A 13,233-nucleotide genomic window follows, 5' to 3' on the forward strand; every position below is an offset into this window, starting at 1 on the left:
ATTAACATAGGATTGTCCGTTGGTGCTTTGTGCACGCTTTCTGCGTGTTCTCCAAATGGGGCAAGCAGCACCACAATCCATCCGCACGACCAGTGCGACCTACCTTTAGCGACAGTGAGTGTATGGCCAAAAAAGACGGTGTCATCGAGATCGAAGGCGCAGTAGTCGAAGCTCTGCCCAACGCGATGTTTCGCGTTGAGCTGACCAACGGCCACCGCGTTCTTGCCACAATCAGCGGCAAGATGCGTCAGCACTACATCCGTATCCTCCCCGAGGACCGCGTGATCGTCGAGCTCAGCCCATACGATCTGACCCGCGGCCGGATCGTTTACCGGTACAAGTAGATCGCACTGTAAGTAACGGCCTGTTCGCCCACGTTGTGGGTCCTCCAGGCACGACGACAGCGAAAAGAGAGAATCACATGAAGGTCAACCCCAGCGTCAAGAAGATCTGTGACAAATGCAAAGTCATTCGTCGCAACGGACGCGTCATGGTCATCTGCGACAACCCGCGCCACAAGCAGCGCCAGGGCTGATGTCCGCAGGCGCGAAGCGCTTGCAGACATCAGGATCGAGTGACGCGGCACGCTTGCCGCGGCGTATCGAGATCGAGATTTCGATCAACTTGAGCAGTGACCAGCACCACAATATCGGCAGTTCCAGAACTCTTTTCGAGGGACACCTCGGGTCGGAGGCCCGGGCACAGGAACTGCTCCACACCTCCACTAACTCCTAGGAGAAGCCACCATGGCACGTCTCGCCGGCGTAGATATTCCCCGCGATAAGCGCGTGGAAATCGCACTGACGTACATTTACGGTGTTGGACGCACGAGGGCCGTTGCGACCCTCGCCGACACCGGAATCGATGGAAACATCCGCGTGAAGGACCTCAGCGACGACCAGCTGGTCTTGCTCCGCGACTACATCGAAGGCAACTACAAGGTAGAGGGTGACCTCCGCCGTGAAGTGCAGGCCGACATCCGCCGCAAGGTCGAGATCGGTAGCTACGAAGGCATCCGCCACCGTCGCGGCCTGCCCGTCCGTGGTCAGCGCACCAAGACCAACGCTCGTACCCGCAAGGGCCCGAAGCGGACCGTAGCCGGCAAGAAGAAGGCTCGCTAGGCCCCCGGCCTCGAGTCTCGCCAGGAAGATTTAGGAGAAATCAATGGCTGCACCCAAGTCGGCTGCTCGCAAGCCGCGTAAAAAAGAGAAGAAGAACATTGCTGTGGGCCAGGCTCACATCAAGTCGACCTTCAACAACACGATCGTGTCGATCACGGACACCACTGGTGCCGTCATCAGCTGGGCTTCCTCCGGTGGAGTCGGCTTCAAAGGTTCGCGCAAGTCGACCCCGTTCGCCGCTCAGCTCGCCGCAGAATCGGCAGCCCGTCAGGCGCAGGAACACGGTATGAAGAAGGTTGACGTGTTCGTCAAGGGTCCCGGTTCAGGCCGCGAGACCGCGATCCGCTCACTCCAGGCCGCAGGCCTCGAGGTCGGTTCGATCAACGACGTCACCCCGCAGGCGCACAACGGTTGCCGCCCGCCGAAGCGTCGCCGCGTTTAAACCCTCACCTTTGGTCGATTGAGCAGTGCCTGGCAGGCACTGCTCAATCGCCCGTTGACGATCACAACTTCATACCTCGCCATTGCAAGTGTCATATAGCGGACACTTAGCCGAAAGGAATTTCATAGTGCTTATTGCACAGCGCCCAACGCTCACCGAAGAGAACATTTCAGAGTTCCGCAGCCGGTTCGTGATTGAGCCCCTGGAGCCCGGCTTCGGTTACACCCTCGGAAACTCACTCCGCCGCACCCTGCTTTCCTCGATCCCGGGCGCTGCTGTAACCAGCATCCGGATCGACGGCGTGCTGCACGAGTTCAGCACCATTCCCGGTGTGAAAGAGGATGCCACCGAAATCATCCTCAACATCAAGGGTCTTGTGGTCTCGAGCGAGCACGATGAGCCGATCACCGCGTACCTGCGTAAGACCGGCGCAGGCCAGGTCACCGCAGCCGACATCTCGGCTCCGGCCGGCGTCGAGGTGCACAACCCGGATCTCGTCATCGCCACCCTGAACGACAAGGCGAAGTTCGAGCTCGAGCTGACCATCGAGCGTGGCCGCGGCTACGTGTCCGCCACCCAGAACCGCAACGAGTTCTCTGAGGCCGGGCAGATTCCGATCGACTCGATCTACTCGCCCGTGCTGAAGGTCACCTACCGCGTCGAGGCGACTCGTGCCGGTGAGCGTACCGACTTCGACCGCCTGGTTGTCGATGTGGAGACAAAGGCGGCCATCACGCCGCGCGACGCCATCGCATCCGCCGGTACGACCCTCGTCGAGCTGTTCGGTCTCGCCCGTGAGCTGAACAACGCCGCTGAAGGCATTGAGATCGGCCCAGCGCCGGTCGACGCTGTCCTCTCCAGCGAACTCTCGATTCCGATCGAAGACCTTGACCTGTCGGTGCGTTCGTACAACTGCCTGAAGCGCGAAGGCATCAACACCGTGTCCGAGCTCGTGGCGTTGAGCGAGACGCAGCTGATGAACATCCGCAACTTCGGACAGAAGTCGGTCGATGAGGTCCGCGACAAGCTCGTGGAAATGGGCCTTTCGCTCAAGGATTCGGTTCCTGGATTCGACGGCGCCCACTTCTACTCGGGTTACGAAGACGAGACAAGCAACTAAGGCTCGTCCTCGACGCCTTTTCACTTTTGATACTGGAGAATACTTTTCATGCCTACTCCCACTAAAGGCCCCCGCCTCGGAGGCGGCCCAGCGCACGAGCGTCTGATGCTCGCCAACCTGGCCGCTGCCCTGTTCACCCACAAGAGCATCAAGACCACCGAGACGAAGGCCAAGCGCCTCCGCCCGGTCGCTGAGCGCCTCATCACGTTCGCGAAGCGCGGAGACCTCCACGCTCGCCGCCGTGTCATGCGCATCATCGGTGACACCTCGGTCGTCCACGAGCTCTTCACCGAAATCGCTCCCCTCGTGGCCGAGCGCGATGGTGGCTACACCCGCATCACCAAGCTCGGTTTCCGCAAGGGCGACAACGCGTCCATGGTGCAGATCGAACTGGTGCTCGAGCCCGTCACCCCCAAGGTGAAGAAGTCGAAGACCACTGCTGCGGCGTCGACCCCGGTCGTTGCTGAAGAGGCTGCTCCCGCTGTCGAAGCCGATGAGGCTGTCGTTGAGGACGCACCCGAAGCTGAGGTTGTCGAAGCAGACGCTGTTGAATCGGACGCTGTCGAAGCCGATGCAGTCGAGGCTGAGGCCGAAAGCAAGTAATCATTCTGCGAGAAACGAAGCCCCCGGCGCCCGCAACGGCGCCGGGGGCTTCGTCGTCTGGCGGCATAGGCTGAGCCCATGACGGGAGATCGTCTTCCCCTGGGCAGCCGGGTCCATGCGCGATCAGCGCTCCCGGCTCCTGCCCACCCCGACGTGGCGCGCGGCACGCGGCACGCGGCACGTCCTGACTCGCCGTAGCGGACGACGCGAACGGTGCTCGCATCGCCGGTTTCGCGCTCACATCGCTCAACGAGGAGGACTGGGACCTGCAGGGATACAGTGCGGGGTATGTCGCGCTCATCGGGGCCGTGCGGGAGTGGCGGGGCCGCCGCCTCGCGCCTGCGCTTCTCGCTCACCTCATACCGGGACGCACAGTCTCTATGAACGCATGGGCTTCCTCGCGACCACCCGCCGGGTCACGCTCGTCAAGGAGTGCTGACCGCTTCTCGTAAACTGGCCCAGTGACCCAGCCGCAGCGCTTCCGCCTTGATATCGCTTATGACGGCACACATTTCGCCGGGTGGGCCAAGCAGCCGGGGCTCCGCACCGTGCAAGGGGTGCTCGAGGAAGCGATCACGACAATCCTCGGAAAGCACGGCGACCGGATCCTCGTAGCGGTGGCTGGACGCACCGATACGGGCGTCCACGCGACCGGCCAGGTGGCGCACCTCGACCTCGACGAGGACCGGGCGGCGCGGGTGAGGCGGGGCCGACCGGCGAAGGACGGACTGCATCCGACCGGCAGTGCCCTGCGACGCAAGGTGAACGGCGTCCTCGGCCAGTACCCGGATGTTCTCATCACGAATGCCGCCCCCGCCCCCGACGGATTCGATGCGCGTTTCTCGGCCGTGTGGCGGCGCTACGAATACCGGATCGCCGACAGCCTCTCGTTCCGCAACCCCCTCGAACGCGCGCAGACCGTCTGGCACCCCTCACCACTCGATGCGGAGGCGATGAACGCAGCGGCTGAATCGCTCGTCGGGCTGCACGACTTCGCGACGTACTGCCGCCCGAGGGAGGGCAGGACGACGATCCGGACGCTCCAGCGATTCGGTTGGACCCGTGATGACCGCGGTGTCCTCGTGGCGGACGTGCGTGCGGATGCCTTTTGCCACAGCATGGTGCGCGCGCTCGTCGGCGTGTGCGTCGCCGTGGGGGAGGGGAAGCTCGATGTCGCCGACGCCGAACGGCTCAGGAGTGAGCTGGAGCGGTCGAATGAGTTCGCCGTCATGCCGGCTCGCGGGCTCACGCTCGCCGAGGTCGGCTACCCGTCCGACGCGCTTCTCGGCCAGCGGGCCGAGCTGACGCGGCAGCGGCGTTCACTCACGGACGGGCGGGATCCCTTTGCCGAGTTTGACCCGGACGATGACGCCGGGTAATGTTGCTCCTTGGTGTCTGCGCTGACTGCAGCGCGCATCCGAAGTTGAGCCCTCCACCTGCGGCGTTCCAAATCTGGAACTCCCAACGGAGCGGGATTCACGACCAACCAACTTACGACAAGAAAGCAGCACTACTGTGACGCGCACTTACACCCCCAAGGCATCTGAGATCCAGCGTGACTGGTTCATCATCGACGCCACCGACATCGTGCTCGGCCGACTGGCCAGCCACGTCGCCATCCTCCTCCGTGGAAAGCACAAGGCGACATTCGCCAACCACATGGACACCGGTGACTTCGTCATCATCATCAACGCCGACAAGGTTGCCCTCACCGGCCAGAAGCTCCTCCAGAAGAAGGCCTACCGCCACTCCGGTTACCCGGGCGGCATCAAAGCCGTGACTTACGCCGAACTGCTCGAGAAGAACCCGGGCCGTGCGGTGGAGAAGGCTGTTCGCGGCATGCTCCCCAAGAACTCCCTCGGCGCCGCGCAGCTGCGCAAGCTGAAGGTTTATACCGGTTCAGAGCACCCGCACGCCGCTCAGCAGCCCAAGACGTACACCCTCGACCAGGTCGCCCAGTAAGCGCCGAAGAGACATAAGGATTCCTACAGTGGCGAACATTTCAGATTCAATCGCAGAGACCCCGGAGAGCTTCTCCACCGAGACGCCGACTGAGGCAGCTCCCAAGGCAGCTCGCCCGGCACTCAGCGTCCCCGGCGCAGCCGTCGGCCGTCGCAAGCAGGCCATCGCCCGCGTGCGCCTGATCCCCGGCTCGGGCAGCATCACGGTCAACGGCCGTGAGCTTGCCGACTACTTCCCGAACAAGCTGCACCAGCAGCTCATCAACGACCCGTTCACGGTTCTTGACCTCGCCGGTGGCTACGACGTCATCGCGCGAATCTCAGGCGGTGGCCCCTCCGGCCAGGCCGGAGCCCTTCGTCTCGGTATCGCTCGTGCGCTCAACCAGATCGACGAAGAGAACAACCGCGCAACACTGAAGAAGGCCGGCTTCCTGTCCCGTGACGCTCGCGTCAAGGAGCGCAAGAAGGCTGGACTCAAGAAGGCACGTAAGGCACCTCAGTTCTCGAAGCGCTAATCGCGCCTCGGTCCTGGACTGCTACTCATGCCTCGCCTGTTTGGTACTGACGGTGTTCGCGGTCTCGCGAACGTCGACCTGACGGCAGACCTCGCTCTCGGCCTTGCCCAAGCCACCGCAGTGGTGCTTGGGCAGGGCCGAAGTGCTGAGGCCCGCCGTGCCGCAGGTAAACGCCCGGTCGCTGTGCTCGCCCGGGACCCTCGTGTTTCGGGTGATTTCCTCGCCGCAGCTGTGGCCTCGGGCCTCGCCTCCAGCGGCGTCGATGTGCTGGACGCCGGCGTCATCCCGACCCCTGCTGCGGCCTTCCTCATCGCGGACATCGACGCCGACTTCGGTGTCATGATCTCGGCGAGCCACAATCCGGCACCCGACAACGGCATCAAGATCTTCGCCCGCGGCGGCCGCAAACTTCCGGATGAGGTCGAAGCACGTATCGAGCAATACCTCACCGAGCCGAATCTCGCGCCCACCGGCGCGGGAGTCGGACGGATCCGGCGTTTCGCCGACGCTGAGGACCGTTACGTGGTCCACCTCCTCGCAAGCCTCCCGCATCGACTCGATGGCATCCATGTCGTCCTCGACTGTGCACACGGTGCCGCCGCCGGAGTGTCCCCCGAGGTCTTCCGAGATGCGGGCGCGACGCTCACCATCATCGGCAACGACCCGGACGGCATGAACATCAACGACGGTGTCGGATCGACCCACCTTGATCTCCTAGCCAAGGCCGTGATCGAGCACGGCGCCGACATCGGTATCGCGCACGACGGTGACGCCGATCGGTGCCTCGCCGTGGATGCCAACGGGAACGTCATCAACGGCGACCAGATCATGGCCATCCTGGCGGTCTCGATGAAGGAACGCGGGCACCTCACCGACAACACGCTCGTCGCCACTGTAATGAGCAACCTGGGCCTTCGAGTAGCGATGGAAGAGCACGGAATCACCATCGTGCAGACCAAGGTCGGCGACCGGTACGTTCTCGAAGAAATGAATGAACACGGCTTCGCCCTCGGCGGCGAACAGTCCGGCCACGTCATCATGAGCGAGTTCGCGACAACCGGCGACGGCATCCTGACCGGCCTTCACCTCGCGAGCGAGATGGCCCGCACCGGAAAAACCGCTGCGGAGCTCGCCTCGGTGATGGATGTTTACCCGCAGATCCTCGTCAACGTGAAGGATGTCGACCGCAACGGCATCCACAGCGACGAGATCCTCGCCGCGGCCGTGCTGTCGGCGGAGAGGGAGCTCGGCGACACCGGGCGGGTGCTTCTTCGCCCCAGCGGAACGGAGCAGCTCGTCCGGGTCATGGTCGAAGCGGCTGACCAGCCGACCGCTGACCGGCTGGCACACGCCCTCGCCGATGTCGTGCGCGAACGCCTCACCGTCTGAACCGTTTGAAAAGGCCCTGCCTGTTCCGCTTGTCGCGTCACAGACAGGGCCTTTTCGCGCCTCAGACCTTGCGGAGAAGGACCTGGCTGACCGTGTGGTCCGACGCCTTGCGGAGCACGAGCTTCGCGCGGGCCCTGGTCGGCCGGATGTTCTCGAGAAGGTTCGGTTCGTTGACCTCGCGCCAGTAGAACCTGGCCTTCTCTCTGGCCTCCTCCTCGGTGAGGGAGGCGTAGACGTTGAAGAACGAGTTCGGGTTCGTGAACGCTCCACGCTGCAGCGCCATGAACCGTTCCCCGTACCAGGTGGCGATGTCTGAGACGCGCGCGTCGACATAAATGCTGAAATCGAAGAGGTCGCTGACCGTGAGCCGGTTGCCGTCGCCTGCAGGCTGCAGCACGTTGAGGCCCTCGACGATGAGCACGTCAGGACGGCGCACGACGACCTGCGCGTCCGGGATGATGTCGTATTTGAGGTGCGAGTAGAACGGCGCTCTGACCTCACCGGCTCCGCTTTTCACTGCGCTGACGAAGCGCAGGAGGGCTCGCCGGTCGTACGATTCGGGGAACCCCTTCCTCGCCATGATCCCGCGGCGTTCCAGTTCAGCATTGGGGTACAGGAAACCGTCTGTGGTGATCAGCTCGACCCGCGGGGTGTCCGGCCAGCGCGACATCAGCTCCCGCAGGAGACGGGCGACCGTCGACTTACCGACCGCCACCGAACCGGCGACGCCGATGACGAAAGGCGTGTGCTGTGCTTTCTCCCCGAGGAACGCGCTCGTCGACTCGTGCAGGCGCTTGGCGTTGGCGACGTACAGGCTCAGCAGTCGGCTGAGCGGCAGATACACCTCTGCAACCTCATTGATGTCGAGGCGATCACCAAGACCTCTCAGCTGGAACACCTCGGCGTCGGTCAGGGGCGACTCGGCGGTCGGGGAGAGTCTCGCCCAATCCGAACGGTCGATCTCGACGAAGGGCGTTGACTGGGCATGCGACGCTGAGCCGTGGGAGGGGTCCGACATAGGTTCCCAGTCTATTGCCGGTATTGTTGAGCCCATGTGTGGAATCGTCGGTTACGTTGGCAACAACGACAGCATCAATGTCCTTCTCAGCGGTCTCGGCCGACTGGAGTATCGAGGGTATGACTCTGCCGGCGTCGCGGTGATCGATGAAACAGGTTCCATCCGCACCCGCAAGCGTGCAGGGAAGCTTGCCGTCCTCGCCGGTGACGTCAAGAACAGCGCCATGCAGGTCAGCCACACCGGGATCGGGCACACCCGCTGGGCAACCCACGGCGCCCCGACCGACCAGAACGCTCACCCGCACCTCGGCGATGACGGCAAGCTCGCCCTCATCCACAACGGAATCATCGAGAACTTCGCGCCGCTCAAGAAGGAGCTGCTCGCCGACGGGTACAGCTTCATCAGCGAGACCGACTCCGAAGTGGCCGCCGTGCTGCTCGGCCGCGAGTACCGCAAGACCAAGGACCTCCGCGAGGCTTTCCAGAACGTCGTCGCACAGCTCGAGGGTGCTTTCACCCTCCTCGCCGTGCACGAGGAACAGCCCGGCCTCGTCGTCGGTGCCCGCCGCAATTCGCCCCTCGTGATCGGGCTCGGCGACGGAGAGAACTTCCTCGCGTCGGATGTCGCCGCGTTCGTCGAGTACACCCAGAACGCCCTCGCCATCGGCCAGGACCAGATCGTCTCGATCACCCCGGACAAGGTCGAGGTCACCGACTTCTTCGGAGCCGCCGTCGAGGTGGAGCCGTTCGAGATCCAGTGGGACGCTTCGGCCGCCGAAAAGGGCGGATGGTCCAGCTTCATGGCCAAAGAGATCGACGAAGAGCCGGATGCCGTCGCCAACACCCTTCGCGGACGCATCGACGCAGACGGCCAGGTTGTCATCCCCGAGCTGAACGGGCTCGACGAACTGTTCACCGACATCAACCGCATCGTCGTCATCGCCTGCGGCACAGCGGCATACGCCGGTCAGGTCGGCAAGTACGCACTCGAGAAATGGGCCGGCATCCCCGTCGACGTCGAACTCAGCCACGAGTTCCGTTACCGTGAGCCGGTCATCACTCCGCAGACGCTCGTCGTCTCCATCAGCCAGTCCGGTGAGACGATGGACACGCTCATGGCCGTCAAATACGCCAGCGAGGCCGGCGCGAAGACGCTTTCGATCTGCAACACGCAGGGAGCGACGATTCCTCGCGAGTCCGACGCCGTCGTGTACACCCACGCCGGACCGGAGGTCGCGGTCGCGTCCACCAAAGCGTTCGTCGCGCAGATCACCGCCCTTTACCTGTTCGCCCTGCACCTCGCCCGGGTGCGTGGAACCCAGACACCTGAGATCCTCGCTGAGCAGTCGGCCGAGCTCGTCGGAATCCCTCAGAAGATCCGCACGATCCTCGGTGAGCAGGATGTCGTCGTCCAGCTCGCCCGCTGGATGAGCGACTCCCGCGCCGTGCTCTTCCTCGGCCGCCACGTCGGGTTCCCGATCGCGCTCGAGGGTGCACTGAAGCTCAAGGAACTCGCGTACATCCACGCGGAGGGCTTCGCTGCCGGGGAACTCAAGCACGGTCCGATCGCACTGATCGAGCCCGGGCAGCCGGTCTTCGTCGTCGTACCGAGCCCGCGAGGGTCTGCAACGATCCACTCGAAGGTTGTCTCGAACATCCAGGAGATCCGTGCCCGCGGGGCCAAGGTCATCGCGATCGCCGAAGAGGGCGACGCCTCGGTGCTGCCGTTCACTGACGTTGTGATCCGCATCCCTCTGGCCGCTCCGCTGTTCGAGCCGCTCCTCGCCGTCATCCCGATGCAGATCTTCGCCATGGAACTCGCCAGCGCCAAAGGCCTCGACGTCGACCAGCCCCGTAACCTGGCCAAGTCCGTCACCGTCGAGTAACCGCCACTGTCGGATTGAGCACAGCCGACGAAGGGCTGTCGGAGGCGTACTGGCGGTCGGGACGGCCAGGAAGGAGCAGAGTGATCGTCGGAATCGGCGTTGACCTCGTGGACCTTGCGCGATTCGAACGCGCGGTCGACCGGACGCCGCGGCTGCGCGACCGCCTGTTCGCCCCGAGTGAGCACGACAAACCGCTTCGCTCGCTGGCTGGCCGGTTCGCCGCCAAGGAGGCCCTCATCAAGGCGCTCGGCAGCTCCGACGGTGTGCACTGGCTTGACATCACCGTGACGAACAGTGCGCAGGGAGACCCCCGGTTCGAGCTGGCCGGAGAGACCGCGGAGGTTGTGGCTGCCCGCGGCATCACCTCCCTGCACCTCTCGATGAGTCACGACGCCGGCGCGGCCATCGCCTTCGTCATCGCCGAACGGGCCGACGACACCGTTCCAGCCGGAGCGGATGCCGCATGACCGCTTTTCGGGAGGCCGTGATCGACCTCGATGCGGTGACCCGCAACATTCGTACCCTTCGGAAGGTCATCGGCACGCCTCATGTCATCGCCGTGGTCAAGGCGGACGGTTACGGCCACGGTGCGGTTCCCGTCGCCAGGGCCGCGCTCGCCGGCGGAGCTGACTGGCTGGGAACGGCTGACATCCAGGAAGCACTCGCGCTGCGCACCGCCGGTATCGATTCGCCGATTCTTTGCTGGCTGCACCCGGACGGCGCCGACTTCGCGGCAGCGATCCGGGCAGGCGTCGACCTCGGGGTGTCTTCTGCTGCCCAGCTCCAGCAAATAGCGGATGCCGCCGGCGGCGGAACCGCGCACGTCCACCTGAAACTCGACACCGGTCTCAGCAGGAATGGCGTCGTCGAAGAGGACTGGGCACATCTGTTCCGGCGGGCGACCGACCTCGAAAAGTCCGGGGTGTTACGAGTGCGCGGGATCTTCTCCCACCTCTCCAATACCTCGCCCTCGGATGACCGTGCCGCGCTTGCCGTGTTCAACCGCGGACTCGCTCTCGCGAACGCCGAGGGCCTTCGTCCCGGTCTGGTGCACCTCGCCGCTACAGCGGCGGCCATCGACCTGCCCGATGCCCGCTTCAACACCGTGAGAATCGGGATCGGCATGTACGGGCTGTCGCCGTTCGACGACCGCAGCTCTGCGGACCTGGGCCTCACCCCGGCGATGACTCTGCGGGGGAGGATCGCCGCTGTCAGGCGCGTTCCCGCCGGAACCGGGGTCTCCTACAGCTACACCTACCGCACCGCTGACGAGTCGACGCTCGCCCTCGTACCGCTGGGGTACGCGGACGGTGTGCCGCGCCAGGCCTCCGGTGCAGGCCCGGTTCTGATCGCCGGACGCCAATTCCCCGTCGCCGGGCGGGTCGCCATGGACCAGTTCGTCGTCGATGTCGGCGACACCGCTGTCGCCGTTGGTGATGACGTCATCCTGTTCGGCGATCCTGCCGTCGGCGCCCCCGGCGCTTCAGACTGGGCGGCAGCGGCCGGCACGATCAACTACGACATCGTGACCAGGATCGGTGCGCGGGTTGAACGGCGGTACTCCGAATGATCGGGACAGAAGAGATCGTTGTGGCCACCTCAGAAAAGATGCACGCGTTCGGTGTGCGGCTCGGCCGGTCGCTGGCCGCAGGTGACCTGCTCGTGCTCACCGGTCCGCTTGGTGCAGGAAAGACCACGCTCGCCCGCGGCATCGGTGAAGGCCTTGGCGTGCGTGGCCCGGTGACCAGCCCGACCTTCGTGCTCGCCCGAACCCACCCGAGCCTCGTCGGAGGCCCTCCGCTCGTGCACGTCGACGCCTACCGCCTCAGCGAGCCCATCGAACTCGACGACCTCGACATCGACTTCGCAGGCAGTGTCGTTCTCGTCGAATGGGGCCGGGGCATGGTGGACGCCGTCGCGTCTCGCTGGGTCGACATCGAGATCGAGCGGCCGACCGGGGCAGGGAATACCGACGCGAACGACGCCGACCCGGTCGACGAACCCCGTCGCATCCGGATCACCAGGCACGAACCGCACCCAGCCTGACCGGCCGCCCCGACCGCGTAGGCTGGACGGGTGCTTCTCGCCATCGATTCTTCAACCGGAACCTCCGTCGCCGTGGTCGACCGCGACGGTGGGATCCTCGCCGAACAGGCCGTCGATGACACCATGCGGCATGCGGAGGTCGTCGGCGCGTTGATCCGGGACACGCTCAGCGCGGCTGGAGTGTCGGCGGCCGACCTCTCGGCGGTCGCGTGCGGCATGGGTCCAGGGCCGTTCACCGGGCTGCGGATCGGCATCGCCGCTGCCCGCGCTTTCGCCTTCGGTGCCGGCAAGCGTGTCGTCCCGTTGGTCAGCCACGACGCCGTCGCCTTCGCCTGGTACGCGGCGGGGAACAGCGGCGACCTCCTCGTCGCGACGGACGCACGGCGTCGAGAACTGTACTGGTCCGCATACACCGGAACCACCGTTCACGGGTTGCCGATCCGCTCGGCTGGGCCCGGCCTGGCAGCTGCCGAAGACGTACCGCCCGGCACAGGGATGCGGATCGACGCGGATGCCGTATCGGCGGGATCGCTCGGCATGCTCGCCGAGCTCACCTGGGCGGCCGGCGCCGGTTTCGCGGCCGATGAACCGCTCTACCTTCGGTCCCCAGACGTCACCATGTCATCGCGCAAACGGGTGACCGCATGACCTGGCAGCTGCGCCGGGCATCCGTCGCCGACCTCCACCACATCATGGACATCGAGCGGTCCGTGTTCGTCACGGATGCCTGGTCAGAAGAGATGATGCGTTCGGAACTCGAATCGGATCACACCGTCTATGTCGTGGCTACGGCGCTCGGCGCCCCTGACATCGTGCAGGGTTACGCCGGGCTGATGGTCCCGGCCGGAGCGACGGAAGCGGACGTGCAGACCATCGCGGTTGCACCCCAGGTGCGACGTATGGGGCTCGGACGGGTGCTCATGCACGCCCTGATCAAAGCGGCCAGGGCCGCTGGCGTCCGTGACCTGTTCCTCGAGGTCCGCGCGGACAACGCCGGCGCGCAGGCCCTGTACGACTCTCTGGGGTTCGCCGGCATCGGCGTGCGCCCCGGGTACTACCAGCCAGACGACGTGGACGCCATCGTGATGAAACTCGAACTCTCCCGCCCGAGCACCGCTGTCGGTGCCTCGTGA

Annotated in this window: 17 protein-coding genes; 16 read left to right on the forward strand and 1 reads right to left on the reverse strand. The window is 64.8% G+C overall.

Annotation, left to right across the window (positions count from 1 at the left end; genetic code table 11):
• The first annotated feature begins 122 nt into the window (after positions 1–122).
• The 10 genes from infA to glmM all read left to right on the forward strand — a co-directional run bounded on the left by infA (position 123) and on the right by glmM (position 7,151).
• Positions 123–344 (forward strand): translation initiation factor IF-1, encoded by a 222-nt coding sequence (gene infA, locus JWP90_RS08905; RefSeq protein WP_111720612.1) that lies wholly within the window; start codon positions 123–125, stop codon positions 342–344.
• 77 nt (positions 345–421) lie between these two features.
• Positions 422–535 (forward strand): 50S ribosomal protein L36, encoded by a 114-nt coding sequence (rpmJ, locus tag JWP90_RS08910; protein ID WP_090712353.1) that lies wholly within the window; start codon positions 422–424, stop codon positions 533–535.
• Between the two features lie 211 nt (positions 536–746).
• The gene (gene rpsM, locus JWP90_RS08915; protein ID WP_297362725.1) at positions 747–1,121 is read left to right on the forward strand and encodes a 30S ribosomal protein S13; all 375 of its coding nucleotides are present in this window, start codon (positions 747–749) and stop codon (positions 1,119–1,121) included.
• 43 nt (positions 1,122–1,164) lie between these two features.
• On the forward strand, positions 1,165–1,563 hold the full coding sequence (gene rpsK / locus JWP90_RS08920; protein ID WP_018191944.1) for a 30S ribosomal protein S11: 399 nt from the start codon (positions 1,165–1,167) through the stop codon (positions 1,561–1,563).
• A 127-nt stretch (positions 1,564–1,690) separates the two neighbouring features.
• Entirely contained in the window at positions 1,691–2,683 is a 993-nt protein-coding gene (locus JWP90_RS08925) for a DNA-directed RNA polymerase subunit alpha (RefSeq protein WP_297362735.1), read from the forward strand.
• 48 nt (positions 2,684–2,731) lie between these two features.
• On the forward strand, positions 2,732–3,286 hold the full coding sequence (gene rplQ, locus JWP90_RS08930; protein ID WP_297362738.1) for a 50S ribosomal protein L17: 555 nt from the start codon (positions 2,732–2,734) through the stop codon (positions 3,284–3,286).
• A 461-nt stretch (positions 3,287–3,747) separates the two neighbouring features.
• Positions 3,748–4,665 carry a tRNA pseudouridine(38-40) synthase TruA gene (gene truA / locus JWP90_RS08935; protein ID WP_297362741.1) on the forward strand — a complete coding sequence of 306 codons (918 nt, stop codon included), beginning with the start codon at positions 3,748–3,750 and terminating at the stop codon, positions 4,663–4,665.
• 136 nt (positions 4,666–4,801) lie between these two features.
• Entirely contained in the window at positions 4,802–5,248 is a 447-nt protein-coding gene (gene rplM / locus JWP90_RS08940; RefSeq protein WP_297362743.1) for a 50S ribosomal protein L13, read from the forward strand.
• A 28-nt stretch (positions 5,249–5,276) separates the two neighbouring features.
• On the forward strand, positions 5,277–5,762 hold the full coding sequence (gene rpsI, locus JWP90_RS08945) for a 30S ribosomal protein S9 (protein WP_297362746.1): 486 nt from the start codon (positions 5,277–5,279) through the stop codon (positions 5,760–5,762).
• A gap of 27 nt (positions 5,763–5,789) precedes the next feature.
• Positions 5,790–7,151, forward strand: coding sequence for a phosphoglucosamine mutase (gene glmM / locus JWP90_RS08950; protein WP_297362749.1), 1,362 nt, complete (start codon positions 5,790–5,792; stop codon positions 7,149–7,151).
• Between the two features lie 61 nt (positions 7,152–7,212).
• Here glmM and coaA read toward each other — a convergent pair whose 3' ends face one another.
• On the reverse strand, positions 7,213–8,169 hold the full coding sequence (gene coaA, locus JWP90_RS08955; protein WP_297362752.1) for a type I pantothenate kinase: 957 nt from the start codon (positions 8,167–8,169) through the stop codon (positions 7,213–7,215).
• Between the two features lie 34 nt (positions 8,170–8,203).
• Here coaA and glmS point away from each other — a divergent pair, with 34 nt between their 5' ends.
• The 6 genes from glmS (at position 8,204) to rimI (ending at position 13,233) form a co-directional block, all read left to right on the forward strand.
• Positions 8,204–10,054 carry a glutamine--fructose-6-phosphate transaminase (isomerizing) gene (gene glmS / locus JWP90_RS08960; RefSeq protein ID WP_297362754.1) on the forward strand — a complete coding sequence of 617 codons (1,851 nt, stop codon included), beginning with the start codon at positions 8,204–8,206 and terminating at the stop codon, positions 10,052–10,054.
• A gap of 80 nt (positions 10,055–10,134) precedes the next feature.
• Positions 10,135–10,521, forward strand: a complete 387-nt coding sequence (locus tag JWP90_RS08965) for a holo-ACP synthase (RefSeq protein WP_297362756.1) — start codon at positions 10,135–10,137, stop codon at positions 10,519–10,521.
• On the forward strand, positions 10,518–11,624 hold the full coding sequence (alr, locus tag JWP90_RS08970) for an alanine racemase (RefSeq protein WP_297362759.1): 1,107 nt from the start codon (positions 10,518–10,520) through the stop codon (positions 11,622–11,624). The genes JWP90_RS08965 and alr overlap by 4 nt, the downstream gene beginning before the upstream one ends.
• Positions 11,621–12,100 (forward strand): tRNA (adenosine(37)-N6)-threonylcarbamoyltransferase complex ATPase subunit type 1 TsaE, encoded by a 480-nt coding sequence (gene tsaE / locus JWP90_RS08975; RefSeq protein WP_297362762.1) that lies wholly within the window; start codon positions 11,621–11,623, stop codon positions 12,098–12,100. The genes alr and tsaE overlap by 4 nt, the downstream gene beginning before the upstream one ends.
• 30 nt (positions 12,101–12,130) lie before the next feature.
• Positions 12,131–12,748 carry a tRNA (adenosine(37)-N6)-threonylcarbamoyltransferase complex dimerization subunit type 1 TsaB gene (tsaB, locus tag JWP90_RS08980; RefSeq protein ID WP_297362765.1) on the forward strand — a complete coding sequence of 206 codons (618 nt, stop codon included), beginning with the start codon at positions 12,131–12,133 and terminating at the stop codon, positions 12,746–12,748.
• Positions 12,745–13,233: a ribosomal protein S18-alanine N-acetyltransferase gene (rimI, locus tag JWP90_RS08985; protein WP_297362768.1), complete on the forward strand. Its 489-nt coding sequence runs from the start codon at positions 12,745–12,747 to the stop codon at positions 13,231–13,233. Before tsaB ends, rimI begins: the two co-directional genes overlap by 4 nt.

The sequence above is a fragment of the Mycetocola sp. genome, assembly GCF_025464835.1.
GTDB lineage: Bacteria > Actinomycetota > Actinomycetes > Actinomycetales > Microbacteriaceae > Mycetocola_A.